Origin of the sequence: Streptosporangium sp. NBC_01639 (assembly GCF_045209755.1) — a bacterium.
Classification (GTDB): Bacteria; Actinomycetota; Actinomycetes; order Streptosporangiales; family Streptosporangiaceae; genus Streptosporangium.
On record NZ_CP109272.1, the window covers coordinates 7,298,733 to 7,315,412 of the forward strand.

The 16,680-nt window shown below is 65.0% G+C and carries 18 protein-coding genes; 14 read left to right on the forward strand and 4 right to left on the reverse strand.

Annotated elements, in window-relative coordinates; genetic code table 11:
• Window positions 1-60: 60 nt before the first annotated feature.
• From OHA77_RS33170 to OHA77_RS33200, 7 genes are all read left to right on the forward strand, one after another.
• The gene (locus tag OHA77_RS33170; protein WP_406313248.1) at window positions 61-1,065 is read left to right on the forward strand and encodes a sugar ABC transporter substrate-binding protein; all 1,005 of its coding nucleotides are present in this window, start codon (window positions 61-63) and stop codon (window positions 1,063-1,065) included.
• Window positions 1,066-1,075: 10 nt separating this feature from the next.
• Entirely contained in the window at window positions 1,076-1,840 is a 765-nt protein-coding gene (locus OHA77_RS33175) for an ATP-binding cassette domain-containing protein (RefSeq protein ID WP_406313250.1), read from the forward strand.
• Entirely contained in the window at window positions 1,837-2,862 is a 1,026-nt protein-coding gene (locus OHA77_RS33180; RefSeq protein WP_406313251.1) for an ABC transporter permease, read from the forward strand. Before OHA77_RS33175 ends, OHA77_RS33180 begins: the two co-directional genes overlap by 4 nt.
• Before the next feature lie 109 nt (window positions 2,863-2,971).
• The gene (locus tag OHA77_RS33185) at window positions 2,972-3,937 is read left to right on the forward strand and encodes an alpha/beta hydrolase (RefSeq protein WP_406313252.1); all 966 of its coding nucleotides are present in this window, start codon (window positions 2,972-2,974) and stop codon (window positions 3,935-3,937) included.
• The gene (locus OHA77_RS33190) at window positions 3,934-4,140 is read left to right on the forward strand and encodes a hypothetical protein (RefSeq protein WP_406313253.1); all 207 of its coding nucleotides are present in this window, start codon (window positions 3,934-3,936) and stop codon (window positions 4,138-4,140) included. Before OHA77_RS33185 ends, OHA77_RS33190 begins: the two co-directional genes overlap by 4 nt.
• 1 nt (window position 4,141) lies before the next feature.
• The gene (locus OHA77_RS33195; RefSeq protein WP_406313254.1) at window positions 4,142-5,110 is read left to right on the forward strand and encodes a carbohydrate kinase; all 969 of its coding nucleotides are present in this window, start codon (window positions 4,142-4,144) and stop codon (window positions 5,108-5,110) included.
• The gene (locus tag OHA77_RS33200) at window positions 5,107-6,597 is read left to right on the forward strand and encodes a mannitol dehydrogenase family protein (protein ID WP_406313255.1); all 1,491 of its coding nucleotides are present in this window, start codon (window positions 5,107-5,109) and stop codon (window positions 6,595-6,597) included. The genes OHA77_RS33195 and OHA77_RS33200 overlap by 4 nt, the downstream gene beginning before the upstream one ends.
• 327 nt (window positions 6,598-6,924) lie before the next feature.
• Here OHA77_RS33200 and OHA77_RS33205 read toward each other — a convergent pair whose 3' ends face one another.
• The 4 genes from OHA77_RS33205 to OHA77_RS33220 form a co-directional block, all read right to left on the reverse strand.
• Window positions 6,925-7,038 carry a hypothetical protein gene (locus tag OHA77_RS33205; protein ID WP_406319916.1) on the reverse strand — a complete coding sequence of 38 codons (114 nt, stop codon included), beginning with the start codon at window positions 7,036-7,038 and terminating at the stop codon, window positions 6,925-6,927.
• A gap of 27 nt (window positions 7,039-7,065) precedes the next feature.
• Window positions 7,066-7,749, reverse strand: coding sequence for an IS3 family transposase (locus OHA77_RS33210; RefSeq protein WP_406313256.1), 684 nt, complete (start codon window positions 7,747-7,749; stop codon window positions 7,066-7,068).
• A 47-nt stretch (window positions 7,750-7,796) separates the two neighbouring features.
• A complete protein-coding gene (locus OHA77_RS33215; protein WP_326819676.1) occupies window positions 7,797-8,084 on the reverse strand; it encodes a transposase in 288 nt (95 codons plus the stop codon).
• 965 nt (window positions 8,085-9,049) lie between these two features.
• Window positions 9,050-9,871, reverse strand: a complete 822-nt coding sequence (locus OHA77_RS33220; protein ID WP_406313257.1) for a DeoR/GlpR family DNA-binding transcription regulator — start codon at window positions 9,869-9,871, stop codon at window positions 9,050-9,052.
• A 94-nt stretch (window positions 9,872-9,965) separates the two neighbouring features.
• On the opposite strand from OHA77_RS33220, the gene OHA77_RS33225 reads away from it, so the two are divergent.
• From OHA77_RS33225 to OHA77_RS33255, 7 genes are all read left to right on the forward strand, one after another.
• Window positions 9,966-10,940: a carbohydrate ABC transporter permease gene (locus OHA77_RS33225; RefSeq protein ID WP_406313258.1), complete on the forward strand. Its 975-nt coding sequence runs from the start codon at window positions 9,966-9,968 to the stop codon at window positions 10,938-10,940.
• Window positions 10,940-11,815, forward strand: coding sequence for a carbohydrate ABC transporter permease (locus OHA77_RS33230; protein ID WP_406313260.1), 876 nt, complete (start codon window positions 10,940-10,942; stop codon window positions 11,813-11,815). Before OHA77_RS33225 ends, OHA77_RS33230 begins: the two co-directional genes overlap by 1 nt.
• Window positions 11,816-11,858: 43 nt before the next feature.
• A complete protein-coding gene (locus OHA77_RS33235; RefSeq protein ID WP_406313261.1) occupies window positions 11,859-13,196 on the forward strand; it encodes an ABC transporter substrate-binding protein in 1,338 nt (445 codons plus the stop codon).
• A 118-nt stretch (window positions 13,197-13,314) separates the two neighbouring features.
• The gene (locus OHA77_RS33240) at window positions 13,315-14,007 is read left to right on the forward strand and encodes a glycerophosphodiester phosphodiesterase (RefSeq protein WP_406313262.1); all 693 of its coding nucleotides are present in this window, start codon (window positions 13,315-13,317) and stop codon (window positions 14,005-14,007) included.
• Between the two features lie 32 nt (window positions 14,008-14,039).
• A complete protein-coding gene (locus OHA77_RS33245; protein WP_406313263.1) occupies window positions 14,040-14,693 on the forward strand; it encodes an HAD family hydrolase in 654 nt (217 codons plus the stop codon).
• Window positions 14,694-14,928: 235 nt separating this feature from the next.
• Window positions 14,929-15,897 (forward strand): inorganic phosphate transporter, encoded by a 969-nt coding sequence (locus OHA77_RS33250; RefSeq protein ID WP_326824231.1) that lies wholly within the window; start codon window positions 14,929-14,931, stop codon window positions 15,895-15,897.
• Window positions 15,894-16,532, forward strand: coding sequence for a DUF47 family protein (locus OHA77_RS33255; protein WP_326824230.1), 639 nt, complete (start codon window positions 15,894-15,896; stop codon window positions 16,530-16,532). Before OHA77_RS33250 ends, OHA77_RS33255 begins: the two co-directional genes overlap by 4 nt.
• Window positions 16,533-16,680 lie beyond the last annotated feature (148 nt).

The following is a 16,680-nucleotide window of genomic DNA, read 5'->3' on the forward strand; positions in this document are numbered from 1 at the left end:
TCACTGTAAACGAGCGCCCGATCTCCCGGCGGGACGGTCGCCTCCGGAAGGATCCTGCGCATGCACGCTCGACGATACGTGCGTTACGCTCTCAACACCGCGATCATCACCACACTTTCCGCCGGCGTCACCGCGTGTAGCAACGCGATCGATACCGCCACCGGTCCTGCCGCCGCCAAGTCGTCGGCGACATCGCTGGCCAAGCCGATCAAGTCCATGCTCTTCGTGAATCCTCTGCCCAATTACCCTGCCTGGAAGACGATCGGGCAATGCATGAAGGCGGAGGCGGAAAAGAACGGGATCACCTTCTCGCAGGCCGGCCCCAACGGCAACGACATGGACACCAAGCTGATGATCGACCGGCTTCAGCAAGGTATTTCCAGCAAGATAGACGCGCTGGTGACGTTCCCGGCCAGCGCTGAGCAGTTCGATCCGGTCTTCGCACAGGCCCGTGCGGCTGGTGCCTATGTTGCGACCGTTGAGGGCGGTCAGACCAAGAACCAGAACATCAATGCAGGCACGTCCTTCGAGCAGTTCGGACAGCTCGCCGCCAAAACCGTCGCGGCCAAACCTGGGCAACAGAACGTTGCGTTCCTCACCCAGGGCCCGACCGGGCCGGACGCAATCTTCGTCAACGCGTTCAAAGAGGCCGCGAAGCAGTACAGCAGTATCAAGATCGTCGACACGCGGTATGACAGCGGGGACGTCACCAAGACGATCGACCTGGCCACGGCACTGATGACGGCACACCCTGAGCTCAACCACTTCGTCACCAATGAGGGCGCCGCTACCCCCGGGATCATCGCGGCTATCAAGCAGAAGAGCCAGGTAAGCAAAGTCTTTCTCACCACGAACAGCATCTACAGCGGTTCGGTGGAGGGCATGAAAGCGGGAATCGTGTACTCCTTCCTGTTGCAGAACATGTGCGAGATTGGCCGGGCGCCGGTCGATGCGCTGATCAAGCTGTCAAAGGGAGAAACGGTCCCGTCGAACATTTCGACGCCGATCGACTTTGCCACCGCGTCGACCGTCGACTCTCTCACCAAGAGCGGCGACCTGCAGTAAGGAGCCTTCTGTGACAAACGACGGCACAGCACAGGCCAACGTGCTAACGCTGGCAGGCGCGAGTAAGAACTTCGGCCATGTACAGGCCTTGCACGAGGCCGACCTCCGGGTGTCCGCCGGGCGGGTGCACGGAATCGTCGGCGATAACGGAGCCGGCAAGTCGACCATGCTGAAGATCCTCTCCGGCCTGCACAATCCAGACAGTGGCGAACTGCGGATCTCGGGTGCGCTCGTTTCCTTCGACAGCCCAGCCGACGCACGCAATCACGGCATCGCCACCGTCTACCAGGACCTCGCGCTCGTCGAATGCCTGGACGTGGCGACGAATCTGCACCTGGGCGACATCCCGAAGAAGAGGTTCTTCGTCGATCGCAAGCGAATGGAACGCGACGCCGCGCGGGTGCTCGCGGATCTGAACGTGCGGGTGGGCTCGGTTCGGACGCCCGTCGGGATGCTGTCGGGCGGTCAACGCCAGATCATTGCCATCTCGCGCGCGGTGCGCCTGGAGGAAAGCAAGATCGTGCTACTGGACGAGCCCACCGCGGCGCTCGGAATTCAGGAGCGAGGTCACGTCGGCGACATCATCGATCGGCTCAAGGCCAAGGGAAAGGCAATCATCATCATTTGTCACGACCTGGACTTCGTCTTCAACTACTGCGACGACATCACGGTGATGCGCCTCGGTCGAACCGTCGCTCACCTCGATGCCGCAACGGTAACTCGCGACGAAGTCATCGGATACATCACCGGTGCTCGCCAAGGGACTGCGGCATGACCGTGAGGGGCGGTGCATCGGAGACGATAGCGCCGGGGGCCATCGACACGCCGGTCATCAAGCTCAGCCTCGGCCGGCGGCTGCTGGCCCGGCAGGAGCTGACCCTGATCGCCGTCCTGATCCTGGTCGGCGTTCTTGCCACACTACGCAATCCCTCCTTCGGCACGTCGGACAACCTCCTCCAGGTCATCCGTGCCGCGGTCGTGACCTTCATCGTGGCGTGTCCGCTCACACTCGTGACCATCGGCGGAGGCTTCGATTTCTCGGTGGGCGCGGTCTTCACGCTCGGTGGGGTCTCAGCGGCGTACTTCATGACCCACGGCATCATCTGGCCGCTGGCGATACTCCTCGGCATCGCGGTCGGCGCAGCGATCGGAGCGTTGAACGCGGTCACTATCGACCGCCTCCGAGTGCCGCCGATCATTACCACGCTTGGCACTTTCTACTTCATGAGCGGGGTGGTCATCCTCTTCACGGATGGCATCGACATCGCACCGCTTCCCACGCAGTTCAACGCGCTGGGCACCGGTTCGACCCTCGGCGTGCCGAACGTCATCATCGCGGGAATCCTGGTAGGTATCGCCTATCACCTTGTCCTTGAACGCACCCGCTACGGATACAATGTGCGGTCCCTAGGAGGCAACCGGCTAGCGGCCACTGAGAACGGCATTCCGGTCCGGCGTCTTGACGCCTGGCTCTATATCGGGGCCGGTGCTCTCGCAGCGTTCGCGGGCATCGTTTACGCCGCTCGCACCGGTAGCGGTCAGGTCAGCGCCGGCGGATCGTCGGTGACCCTGACGGCGATCAGTGCCGTACTCATCGGCGGCACCAGCTTGTTCGGCGGCATCGGGACGATCACCGGCACCGCTCTCGGTGCGATCCTGTTCGCCGAGATCGACAATGCACTCGCGGTTGCGGGAATCGATGCCCTCTATTCCAATATGATCATCGGCAGCATCCTGGTTCTGGCCGTCGCCGCCGACAGCGTAAGACGCGGACGGATGTTCTCTCTCAAACGCTGATTTCGCCCCGTGTCTTTCGGCCGACGCTGATGCGCGCCGACGCCTGCTCACCCGCGGTAGTGAAAGTGGTTCCTTCATGCATCAATCCTTGGACCCTGCCGTCCGTCATGTGATCTCCGAGCTGAATGCACTCGGTGAGCCCGGCGCCGAGGGCCTCAACGATTTCACCCCGGAACAGGCCCGCTCCTGGTTCACCGTCTTGCGCGCGATTCTCGGAGGGGAGAGAACGGTCCCCGAGGTGGCGTCCGTCCGCGATGGGCATGTGCTCGCCGGTGCACACGCCGTCCCCATCCGCATCTATGACACCGAAGAATCGATCATGATGCCGGACCGGGTGGTGCTCTACGCGCACGGAGGAGGCTGGGTCGTCGGCGACCTGGACAGCGCGGATTTCTTAGCGCGAAGCGCTGCCCGCAGGCTATGCGCGCGGGTGGTCTCTGTCGATTACCGGCTCGCACCGGAGCACGCCTTTCCGGCTGCGTACAACGACTGCGCTGCCATACTCGCCGAACTGGGGAAGAAGCATCCTGATGCCCGGATCGCGGCCATTGGGGACAGCGCAGGAGCGAATGTAGTTGGAGCGCTTACAGCCGCAAGCCGACATCAGGACGACATGCGGGTCGACGCCCAATTGCTCCTGTACCCAGCATTGGACCCATCGATGGCAAGCGATTCAATGAGTCAGATGGCGGAAGGTTACATCCTCACTAGGGCCGACATGGCGTATTACTGGTCTTGCTACCTTAGCGATCCCGAGCACGCATCCGACCCTCGGGCCACGCCTGCGGCGCTGACGGATCTCGCCGGGATGCCTCCTACCGTTCTGGTCACGGCAGGCTTTGACCCCCTTCACGACGAAGGAATGGCTTACGCGCGCAGACTCGTCGAGGCGGACGTCGCGACGACATATCTGCCGTTTCCCACTCTCGTACACGGCTTCGTCGACATGGCCGGCAGAGTCCCTGCCGCTCTCGACGCGCTCAACGACGCTCTCGACGCACTCGATCTGCACTTCGGGGGCTCGGCCCGGAAGCGACAGTTCGGCCTGACATCCAGCCAGGCCTCCACAACATGACGCCGATTCCGTTGAGAGCCGGCGACCTTGAATACATCGCGGCGACAGGGATTCCGGCGCCCGGCCATATCCGTAACCGCGACGTGATTGCGATCGGCCACGTGCTCGGCCTCTCCCGGGTCCCACCGGCGTACAGCAGCGTCATCATCGCGGCCGTCGCCCTGAACCACATCCGCTGTCAGCAGCTCTACCGGAGGCGATGAGATGACACAGCAGCCCCCGACCATCGTCGTGATCGGTGAGTCGGTTATGGATGTGATTGCCGATCCTGCCGGGAAGAGGTCGGTGACGCCTGGTGGCTCTCCCCTCAACGTCGCTGTCGCACTCGGACGGCTTGAGGTGCCCGTCCAGTTCATGACGGCGCTCGGGTCGGACGACTACGGGGATCAGATCCTCGCTCATCTCCATGACGCAGGCGCGGAGGTCGTGTCCGCGGGGCCGGTCGGAGCCCGCACACCGGTGGCCACCGCGAAGCTGGCAGCCGACGGCTCGGCGGACTACGACCTGGACTTCACGTGGGCCCTCCGCGCAGACGTTCCGGTGGCCGAGGTCGGCCTCCTGCACGCCGGCTCGTTGGCGCTCTTCCTGGAGCCCGGCGCCAGCCGCGTAAGAGCGATCCTGTCAGCCGCACGACAGCGCGGGGCCGTGGTGAGTATCGACCCGAACATCCGGCCCTCGCTGCTGCTGCCGCGGCAGGAGGTCCGGAGGATGTTCGAGGACCTCTGCGCGCGTGCCGACATCGTCAAGCTCAGCGATGAGGACGCGTCCTGGCTCTTCCCCGACCTCACACCCGGAGAACTGGTCGGGAAGCTGCTGGGATTCGGCGTGTCGCTCGTCGGGCTGACCGCCGGAGCCGATGGCTCCCTGCTGGCCTCCGGCGGTCACCAGGTTCATATCCCCTCGGTCCCCGCGCGGGTGGTGGACACGATAGGCGCTGGTGACGCCTACATGTCCGGCCTGCTGTACAAGTTCCTCGAACTGGATCTCGCGAACACGCTGCGCAGGCCTGGCGGGCTTCCCGAGGACACGTTGCGGACCATCGGTACGTTCGCCGCCCTGACCGCTGGGGTCACGGTGACCCGCCGCGGGGCGGACCCGCCGTGCCTGTCACAACTCAAGCCAAGAGTCCCCCACTCCAGCCAGCCAGCCTCGATAGCTCAGGAGGCCAGATGAAGCTCACCGCCGCCAACCTATCCGCCATCGCGTCGCGTGTCCCCGTGCCCGGCTACGACCGGTCAAAGCTTCGCGCCGGGATCGTCCACATTGGGGTGGGCGGATTCCATCGCGCGCACCAGGCAATGTATCTCGACGCTTTGTTGAGCGAGTCCGACGCATTTGGTGAGTCCGACGCCAGCCAGTTCGCCATCATCGGTGTGGGCGTTCGTCCCGAGGACGAACCGATGCGTGACACACTGCGGGAACAGTCCACCCTTTACACGCTGGTGGAGAAGGAGGCGGACCGCCCTCCTCGCCCCCGGGTCATCGGGTCGATGATCGATTACCTGTTCGCGCCCGATGACCCCGAAGCGGTGCTCACGGCCCTAACCGATCCCGCCATCCGGATCGTCTCGTTAACGATCACCGAAGGTGGATACCACGTGAACCAGACCACGGGTGAGTTCGAAGCCGATGCGGCCGTTCTCACCGAAGTGCGCGACGGCGCGCAGCCGACCTCAACGTTCGGCTTCCTGACCGAGGCCCTCGCACGACGCCGGGCAGCCGGTATTGAGCCGTTCACCGTCCTGTCGTGCGACAACCTCCCCCAGAACGGCCGGGTCGCGCAACGGACGCTCAGCGCCTTCGCCAGCCTCAAGGACGAGGAGCTCGGCGAGTGGATCAATCAGAAGGTCAGCTTCCCCAGCTCGATGGTCGACCGCATCACCCCCGTCACCTCCCCCCTCGACAGCCGGCGGCTTCTTGAGGAGTTCGGCGTCAAAGACTCCTGGCCTGTGGTGTGTGAGCCGTTCTGCCAGTGGGTCGTCGAAGACCGTTTCCCTTCTGGCCGGCCCGCACTCGAGCGCGTCGGCGTTCAGTTCGTCGATGACGTCGAGCCGTATGAGTTGATGAAGCTTCGCCTCCTCAACGCCGGCCACCAGACGCTCTGCTATCTCGGCTACCTGGCCGGGTACCGATTCGCGCACGAGGTCTGCCGCGACCCCTCCTTCGTCCGATTCGTCCGCGCCTACATGGAGGAGGAGGCGACCCCGACGCTCGAGCCGGTACCCGGTGTCGACCTGCCTACGTACAAGACACAGCTCATCGAGCGCTTCTCCAACCCGGAGATCAGCGACACCTTGTCCCGGCTGTGCGCTGACGCCTCCGACCGCATCCCCAAGTTCCTCCTGCCCGTCGTCCATGCCCGCCTGGCGGCGGGCAAGGACGTCCGGCGGTCCGCCCTGGTGGTCGCGAGCTGGGCCAGGTACGCGCAAGGAGTCGACGAATGGGGCCGACAGATCGACGTGGTCGACCGACGTCGAACCGACCTGACGAACCGAGCAGCTCGCCAGCTCACCGACCCCTTGGCCTTCCTCGAGGACGAAACGTTGTTTGGCGACCTCCGTTATCAGCCCGCCTTTGTCGAGCCCTATGTCAAAGCCCTCGACAGTCTCCACAGCATCGGCGCCCGAGCCACCGTCGAGCAGTGGGAAGGCCGCCTGTGACGACGCAGGAGCGCCGAGCAGCGACCAAAGACCCCATTGAAGGAGACGCCACCGTCGGCGACGGAGACACTACCGAATCTTGTAGTGCTTCAAAGCTCGCCGCACAGGCGCCAAGCAGCTATTTCTCCTGAATGATTATGCGGCTCTGCGATCCTCGTTGAGGATTCCACCCAGACGTTCGTGTCGTCGGAACCAGGTGTGATCGTGTCCCGCTCAGAAACACGGTTTCGTGCTGTGAACTGGAACTATGCTGCGCGATCAGGGCAGCAGCTGCGACCGTCGCGAGGTTGAGGTTCCCCCCGTACTACAGCCACCGATGGTGTGGGATCACGAGGTTGCGTCTGAGGGCTTGTAGAGCTCCTCGAACGCGATTGGGCTGTTCATGTCGATGCTGGAATGACGCCTATACGGGTTATACCAGCACTCGATCCATTCAAACATCGCGCTGGCCAACTCGGCTCTTGTTGACTATTTGTCAACGTCGAGCAGTTCGAGCTGCATCGTTCCCCAGAACGATTCCATCATGGCATTGTCGTAGCAATCGCCGACGGTTCCCATCGAGCCGAGGAGTTCAGCATCACGGAGCCGTTTCCCGTACGAGAACGATGTGTACTGTGTTCCGTGGTCAGAATGCAGGATCGTCTTCCTGCTGGGCGGGTTACGGCGGGCGACGGCCATGACCATCGCGTCGACGACCAGAGCGCTGGTCTGGCGTATGTCGATAGAATGGCCGATGATGCGACGAGAATAGGCGTCCATGACAGCGGCGCAATACAGTTTCCCTTCGTCGGTGGGGTGCTCGGTGATGTCGCTGACCCACAGCCGGTCCGGCGCTTGCACCGTGAAGGCCCGGCGGACCAGATCCTCCTCGGTGGCGGCGTTGACGAGGTTGCGGCGGCCCTTGCGCCGGTAGATGCCCTGGATGCCGGCCTCACGCATGAGCCGTTCGACGCGCTTGCGGTTGACCTCCAGGTCCAGGCCGAGCGTCAGCTCCGCGTGGATCCGCGGCGAGCCGTAGCTGTAACGTGACGTCTCATGGATGTCACGGATCAGCTTCAGTAGTTCGGTGTTTCTTTGGTCGCGTGGTGACTGCGGCCGGCCAACCCAGTCTTTGTAGCCCGATCTGGAAATGTTCAACACCCGGCAGGCCACCGCGACAGGAAAGTCGTCATCGGCGAGTTCACGGACCAGCGCGTACCCTATTTTGGGAGCACGTTCTCCCGGGCGAAATACGCAGCCGCCCGCTTGAGGATCTCATTCTCCAGCTCAAGCTGCCGGGTTCGGCGCCGCAGATCGGAGAGCTCCTTCTTCTCCGCGCTGGTCAGCTTCGCACCGCCGTTGTCATCGGTGTCGGCCTGGCGCATCCAACTCCGCAGACAGGAATCGCTGATACCCAGGTTTTCAGCAAGGACAGAGACCGGTTTATCGCCCTTACGGGCAAGTTCGACGGCACGCTGACGGAACTCGATCGGGTGAGGTGCAGGCACGAAGCACTTCCTTCCCAGCCGACACAGGGTCAACTCAGGTGAGGTGGCCGTGCTACGGGGGGAAGCTCAAGGTGTTGTTGTCGCTGGTCTACCGATTGGTGAGGTGCTTGTTCGCCCTACTGGCGGTGCTGGTGAGGTGCCCAGCAGTTTCCGGACACCGCAACGCAGCCGGCCCAGGATGTGACCGGCCTCAACGACCTGCGCTCCATCCGCCGAAAACTCGTCGTCGCAGGCACGATCAGCGAATACCACCACGTCGCTTAACCACTGCTCAGAGTGCATAACTCAATATTCGAGTGGTACACCTGCTCGTTAGCGCGCACCAGCCCGCCTTCGACGGCGTTGACCATGGCGACGATTTCCTGGACCACCGCGCCATGTCGACCCCCCTTCCAGCTCCCGCAGACGGAGCAGGGTTATCTGGGTGCGGACAGGCCCCGGCAGCGCGTCTCGCCACATGGCGGGCATCCCGACCGCATTCGCACTTGCGCTGCCCTCGGACACCACCACGTTGCCATAGCGGAGGCGGAACTTCTCGCGCTCTACTGAGTCGTAGTTCATCTTCAGCGCGTCGGACAGGTCGAGGATCCCGTAGCCGACATTCGCGGAACGGAGGTAGGGCGTCATATAGGGGCCAGTCGCCCTGTCGGGCGTCCGGCGCACGCCAGTGGAGAAGTCGAAGGCGTGCTCGGCTCTCACGGCTTTAACCGAGTCGTCGGTGACGAGGTCGGCTCGTCGGCGACGCAGAAACCCTGTCAGGGCCCTGCCTCGGCGTCGAGTGCGATGATCTGGTCGTCAACCACGCCCATTACTTCGACGATTCGTTTCTGAGCGAACAGTGGTGAGCGATGGTCGTCTTGGTGACCACCGTGTCGAGATGACCTCTCCTGACTACGTTCTCCAACTCCAGAGCGTGGTGATGCGGTGCCATTGGACGTTTATGTTCCGAAGGTATGGATATCCGGCTAGACGCGCAGCACTCTAGGTCCAGCTGCGCCGTAGCGCTGCGCGGACGCTCGGGACAGCTGTTTGCCGGTGATGACCCAGGTCAGCTGCCCGACGTCGGCGAACTTGGTGAAGCTGCTCACCCCGAATCGGGTGTGCTCGCACAACAGCACGGACTGGCGGGCCGCTTGCATCGCCGCCGTCTTGGCCTGCGCCACGGACGGGTCCGGAGTCGTCAGCCCGCGGTCGATCGACACCCCGTTGGCGCCCATGAACGCCAGGTCGACATTCAGCTCTCCGAGCATCACCGTCGCCCATCGGTCGACGGTGCCCATGGTCGCCGGCCGTAGCCGGCCGCCGACAATGATCACATCGTGATCAGTCTGACGGCCGAGTTCGGCAGCAACGGTCAGAGATCGGGTCACCACAGTCATCCGCTGCAGCCGGCGCATCGGCCCGACCAGATCCTCCGGCAGCGCACCCTCGTCGAGAAACACCGTGCCGACGTCGACCATCAGGGCGACCGCGGCTTCGGCAATTGCCAGCCGCTCCTCGGTCCGGGCCTTGTGCCGGTAATCCACCGGCGTCTCATAGCGGCCGATGTCGGTGGGGTAGAAGACGCCGTACGACCGGACGATCAGCCGCTGCGTCTCGAGCGCACGCAGATCCCGGCGCAGCGTCGCGGGCGAGATCGCGAACAGGTCGGCGATCTCGGAGACGACCGCACGGCCTTCGCTCCGGACGTAACTGAGGATCCGCTGCTGACGATCGAAGGCACGGCCCTGAAACGAGCTGGACATCCTGTTTACACCCTTGCACATATGATTGAAACGTTCGCGCAATAATCACAGATTTGCCACCTTCTGACCAGAGTTGAGCGCATGACCTTCTGTAAGGTCTCCAGCGTTCATCGTCGATGCGGATGGGTGGTAGCCCGTGAGCAGTGGACCTGGCGATCTCGGTTCGAGGTCAGCTCTGTCGGTCAGCGCCCGCCGGCCGGCCAATGTCGAGGGAACGACCTCCGAACGATCACTCGGTGCGATACGCCGGCGCGGGTACCTGCTGTTCGCCGCGTTCGCGCTGCCCAACCTGGCGTTGATCGCCGCGTTCTCGTACTGGCCGATCATCGAGAACATCTATCTGAGCTTCACCACCTGGGACTTCATCTCACCGCAGGCCGACCTGGTCGGCCTGCTCAACTACAAGGTCCTGTTCAGCAGTTGGACCTTCCCCGAGGTCCTGTTGCGCACACTGGTGTGGGTGGTCGTCGTCGTTGTCGTGACCTTGGTGCTCGGCTTGGCGCTGGCGCTGTTGTTCTCGCAGCGCATTCGGGGCACCACCGCGGTGCAGACGCTCGCCTTCTCCCCACACGTGCTGTCCGGGGCGGCGATCGCGACCATCTGGCTGCTGATCTTCGATCCCAATCACGGCCTCAGCCGGATGGTGTTCGACGCGTTCGGAGTGGCCTCGCCGGCCTGGACGACCGACGACTCCTGGGCGCTGTGGGCGTTGATCATCGTCTCCATCTGGAAGGGTCTCGGCTTCGTCGCGATCGTCTACCTGGTAGGTATCCAGCAGATTCCGGCTGAGGTGCTGGAAGCAGCCCGTATCGACGGTGCCGGCCGATGGACGCGGTTCCGGCGGGTGATCTTCCCGCTACTCTCCCCGACCACCTTCTTCCTGGTGATCACTCAGACGATCTCGGCCTTTCAGTCCTTCGACGTGATCGCCATGATGACCGGCGGCGGGCCTGCCGGTGCCACCACCACGTTGAGCTGGTTCATCTACGACGAGGCGTTCAGCCGTAACAACGTCGGCACCTCGAGCGCGGCTTCCATGATCATGTTCGTGGTGCTGATGGCGATCACCGTTTTGCAGTTCCGATTCGTCGAGCGGAGGGTGCACTACTGATGACGGTCATGCCAACCGCGGTGACGACCGAGGTCACCCCGCAGAAATCGTCCGGTCCTCGGCGTACGCGCTGGTGGGGCGTGGTCGCCCTGGTGGCCGCGGCCCTGATCTTCCTGATCCCGCTCTACCTCTTCGTCAGCACGGCGTTCAAGACCAACGCCGACATCAACAGCTGGCCGCTGCGGCTGATCCCGCGATCGCTGACCCTGGAGAACTTCGTCAATGCCTGGACGTTGGCCCCGTTCGGCCAGTTCCTGATCAACTCGGTCATGGTGGCCGCGATCGGGACGGTGCTCAAGGTGCTGTTGGCGATCTCTACCGCGTACGCCTTCGTCTTCCTGCCGTTCCCAGGCAAGCGCTGGCTGTTCATCTTCATGCTCGGCGCGCTGATGGTGCCGGGGCACGTGACCCTGCTGGTGAACTACATCACCATCGGCCAGCTGAATCTGGTGAACACCTATGCCGGCCTGATCCTGCCGGGCGTGGCGTCGGCATTCGGCACCTTCCTGCTCCACCAGTTCTTCCGGTCGATTCCGCAGGAGGTGCTGGAGGCGGCGCAGCTGGACGGCGCCGGGCATCTGCGCACGATCATCTCGTTCATCGTGCCGATGTCCCGACCGGCGATCATCACGGTCGGACTGCTCGCCCTGATCGATGAGTGGAACGGCTTCGTCTGGCCGCTGATCGTGACCAACTCGGTCAACATGCGAACGCTGCCGATCGGGTTGCTCTACCTCAAGGAGAACGACGGCATCAACGACTGGGGCGCCCTGATGGCCGGAACCCTGTTCGTCATCCTGCCGATGGCGATCGTCTTCCTGCTGGCACAGCGCTACATCGTTGCCGGTCTGGCCGGCAGCGTGGTTCGCCGGTGATCATCACGTGCCTGCGATCCGGTTCGATCAGAAAGGAACCAGTGTGACCGGGACCAGTTTCAGCCGCCGCCGACTCCTCACCGGTGCCACCGCGGCCGCGGCCAGCCTGGCGCTGACCGGCTGTGTCGGCCGCCGGGGCGGCGATTACTCCCAGGTGAGCGGACAAGTGCCGCCGCAGTTCGCCCGCCGAGAGCGGGTCGTGCTGTGGAGTGCGTTCACCGCCTACAACGCCACGATCCTGCAGTCGGTCATCGACGGGTTCAACAGTTCGCAGCAGGACATCTTCTGCGAGATCCAGCTGTTTCCCGGATACCCCGCGCTCGATTCGAAGCTGGCCGCCAGTTTCGCCACGGCGCAGGTTCCCGACCTGGTCACGCTCAGCGACGTGTACTGGAACCGCTACTTCCTCGCCGAGACGCTGGAACCGCTGACCGGCTACTTCGACGCCGACTTCGGCCCCGACGCGTTCCATCCGAGGTTCCTGGCCGAGGGCACCATTCGAGACCAGGTCTACTGGCTGCCCTGGGCTCGCTCGACGCCGCTTTTCTACTACAACAAGGAGATCTTCGCCGGCGCCGGGCTGCCCGACCGCGGACCGAAGACGTTCACCGAGTTGCGGGAATGGGGCCGTCAGCTCAAGGGCTTCAGGTACCGCGGCTCACCGGTCAAGATGCGCGGCTATACCGGCAAGGACGACTGGTACTTCCAGGGCTCGACCTGGGCCTTCAATGGCGGCTACTCCGATGGCATGGCGCCGACGCTGGACTCCGAGCACACCGTCGCCGCCCTGGAGTTCGATCGGGCGTTCATCCACGACGACCAGATGGCCTACCTGGCCAGCGACATCAACGGCGATTTCGTAGCCGGCGTGACAGCGACCATCTGCAACTCCACCGGTGCGCTCACCTCGCTGCTCAAGGCGGCCAAGTTCGAGTTCGGCGCTGCCTTCCTGCCCGAGCAGGACTCGCCCGGCGTACCGACCGGAGGCAGCGGACTGGCGGTCATGCGCAACGCGACCAAGGCGCGCAAACAGGCAACCTGGGAAGTGATCAAGTATCTCATCGTGAAGGGTGCGCCCGAGTGGAGCCTCAACACCGGCTATCTCCCGGTAACCACCAGCTCCCTCAACTCATCGAAGATCAAGGAGCGCAACGCCAAGATCCCTGCGTACCAGATCGCCCAAGATCAGCTGAACCGCGCCCGCCAGCCGGATGTGATGCGCCGGTACGTGAACGAGACGATCGCCGAGATACTGATCGCGCTGGAGAAGGTGTACGCCTCCGGCGCCGACCCGGGCGAGGTGCTGCGTGAAGCGGCCCAAAGGCTCGACCCGGCCATCCAGCGCGTGCTGCCGAAGTATCGGCGGCTGGTGGCGTCCTGACCTTGGACCTCTCGTGCCGCCGTCCGCCGGGCGGGGCAGCTCGAGATTTCATTGACAAGCAGAGTTTCATCGAGAAAGGAAGATCGTGGTATTTGCCGTAGTCGGACACCGTGGTGCCATGGCCCAAGCGCCCGAGAACACCATTGCGTCCTACCGTGTGGCGGAAGAGGTCGGCGTCGATGAGGTGGAGACCGACGTACGAATCAGTTCCGACGGACAACTCTTCATGCTGCACGACGCGACCCTGGACCGGGTCGCGGCCGAGCCCGCCGGTAAGGACCTGGGCCCAGTCGCGGAGCTGACCTGGTCGAAGATCAGCTCGGTCGATGTGGGCGAGGGTGAGCGGGTGCCCACGCTGGAGCAGATGTATCAGGCAACGACGCGGCTGATCCAGTTGGAGATCAAGGATCTGGCCGCCATCGACGGTCTGGTCGACTTCTTCCCCCACCATCCCGACTACGCGGAGCGGACGATCCTGACCGGCTTCTCGGTCGAGGCGATGGCCACCGTAGCCGAGAAGCTGCCGGAGATTGCGCGGGGCATCATCGTGTCCAGCTGGACCGTCGCCGAGGCCTACCCAGGCGGCTACCAGAAGTTGATCAAAGACACCGGGTCCTGCCGGATCCACAGCGGCGGGGAAGGGCTGACCGCCGAGATCGTCCAGCAACTGCACGACGAGGGCTTCCCGGTGCATGGCTGGCCCACCCGCAACGAGGACGATCTGCGGCACTGGCTCGAGCTCGGCGTGGACGGGACGACCAGCGACGATCCCCGTACTCTGCAACGCTGGCTTGCCGGGGCCCTCCGGTGACGGCGAACATAGCTGCCCCGGGCGCCGGTCCGTTGGAAGCGGCGCTGTTCGACATGGACGGCACGCTGTTCGACAGTGAACCCCTCTGGGACGTCAGTCTCGCCGATCTGGCCGAGATGCTCGGCGGCACACTGTCGATCGAGACCCGCCGCCGGGTGATCGGCGGGAATCTGCGAGACACCGCCCGGATTGTCCAGGAGGACCTGGGCGTCGAGGCCGACGTCGAGGAGTCGGCCGCCTGGCTGCTGGAGCGTACCCGACAGCTGTTCGCCCTCGGGGTGCCGTGGCGGCCGACTGCCCAGGCCATGGTGGAATCCGTACGCCAGCAGGGGATTCCCACCGCACTGGTGACCTCGAGCCACCGTGCCCTGGTTGACGAGGTGCTGGCCCAGCTCGATCCCGGCATGTTCGACACCGTGGTCTGCGGCGACGAGGTGACCCACCCGAAGCCCCATCCGGAGGCGTACCTGACGGCGACCGAACGGCTGGGCGTTGATCCGCGCAACTGTGTGGCGCTGGAGGATTCCCCCCGGGGCATCGCGGCGGCGCTGGCCGCGGGCTGCCTGGTCGTGGCGGTACCCGAGGATGGCGAGGCGCTGGCCGACGGTCACGGTGCTGTGGTGGTTTCGCTGGAAACCGTCACCGTCGATCGGCTGATCTCGCTGCTGGCCGCCCGGATCGGCTGAGCGGACGGAACACGGCCCGGGGCGGCGAGGCTCAGCCGAGTGCGTGGGCGGCCGACCGGTACCAGATTTTGATGCGTCATGCAGGCGGTGCCGCCGCCGTTGTCGCCGGGCCGTACGCTGCCGAGCCGGACTCGAACAGCACGTAGAGATGATTATCGCCGGCATGCGGCCGGCGGCACGTCGGGCGTTGCGGCCCGTACGCGGAGTTCCCGCTCGACGCCCTGCGGAGGTGCCAATGGCAGACATTAGTTGGGAGGGACTCGCGTTGGCCGCACTCTTCGCCACCTTCACCGGCTTTAACGACGCCGGCGCCCTAGTCGGGATAGGCCTGCGGATCCGCGGGTTCCGACCGGTCACCGGCCTGGTCCTGCTCGCCGCCGCGGTCGCCGCTGCTCCGGTGGTCCTCGGCACGGCGGTTGCCGTGACCCTCGGCCAGCGCCTGGTCGCCTTCGACGGTGCCGACGCCGGTGTCGCCGTCGCCGCGGGAGTTGGCGGCGCGATCCTGGTAACCGCCGCATTGTCCGCGCGTGGCCTGCCGACCAGCCTGACCCTGGCCCTGATCGGCGGCATCGCCGGTGCGGGCGTCGGCGCTCAGACACCGGTGAACTGGCGGATCATCGGGCTCGTCCTGCTGGTCGCCGCCGTGTCGCCGGTAGCCGGAGCCCTCGCCGCGCTGGCCGTGACCAAAATGGTCGGGGCGCTGCCCGCGCCTGAGGGGGCGGGCCGGCGGTTGCGCTGGCTGCACGTCGGCGCACTCGCCGCGACCTGCCTGGCGTACGGCGCCAACGACGGCCAGAAGATGCTGGCAGTCTTGGCCGCCGTGCAGAGCGGCAGCCCGGACGCACTAGCCGTATCACCGCTGGCACTGGCCACCGTCACCGGCTGCTTCCTGGTGGGCGGCATGATCGGACTGCCCCGACTCGCCGCGGCGCTCGCCGGCCAGCTGACCAGCGGCCGCCCGGATGCAGTGGTAGTCACCGAACTGTCCAGCGCCGGCGTCGTCCTCGGCACCGCCGCGCTCGGGGCTCCGGTCAGCATGACCCAGTCACTTTCCGGCGCCATGGTGGGCACCGGACTCTCCGGAGGAGCCCGGCGGGTGCGCTGGCGAGGAGTGGTGCGACTCGGTCGCGCCTGGCTGTTGACCCTGCCGACGGCGTTCGCGGTCGGCGCTGTGGGTTACCTGACCCTGGAGGCGATCCGATGATGCCGACCCGTCTCAGCCACTTGTTCCGGGAGCTCTCCGGACGCAACGACCAGGTGCTCGCCGGACTGATCCTCGATCAGCTCTCCGCGGCCGCGGACGGCGTCGCGCTGGCGTCCGCGCTCGCTAACGGTGAGCTGCCCCCGGACATCGCCCGGAGCCGAATCGGCGAGATAGAGCACGAGGGGGACACCCGGCGCGGCTTGCTCGTCGCCCAGCTGCGCCGCAGCGTCAGCTCGCCCATCGACCGGGAGGACCTGTTCCGGCTGTCCCGGTCCGTCGACGACGTGCTCGACGCGGTACGCGACTTCATCCGCGAGGCGGACCTGTTCGCACTCGGCAATGAGGACGCGTTCCGCCCCGTACTCGCCGCGCTGACCCGAGGCGTCGGCGAACTCGGCGATGCGGTCCGGCTGCTGCCCCGCGCGCCCCGGCAGGCCGCCGAACACGCCCTGCACGCCAAGAAGCAAGGCCTGCGAACGGCGTACCAGTACGCGGTCTCCGCGCTGCTCGCCCGCCCGCTGACCGCCGACACGCTGAAGGCAACTCTGCTGCTGTGCCGGCTGGACACGGCGGGAGTGCATCTGGCCACTGCCGCGGACGCGTTGGCGGACGGGGTGGTCAAACGGTTCCAGTGATCGTCCGCCCCGGCCCCGTCCGCTCGACCCTGTGCCGGCCGCAGCCGAGATCATGAACGCCTGCGATCGGTTACGGGAGGCTGGGTCGCGCTCAAGGGCGGTGTGACTTCGCCGAGATACGTGACTCGCTCACCACGACGTGAACGGC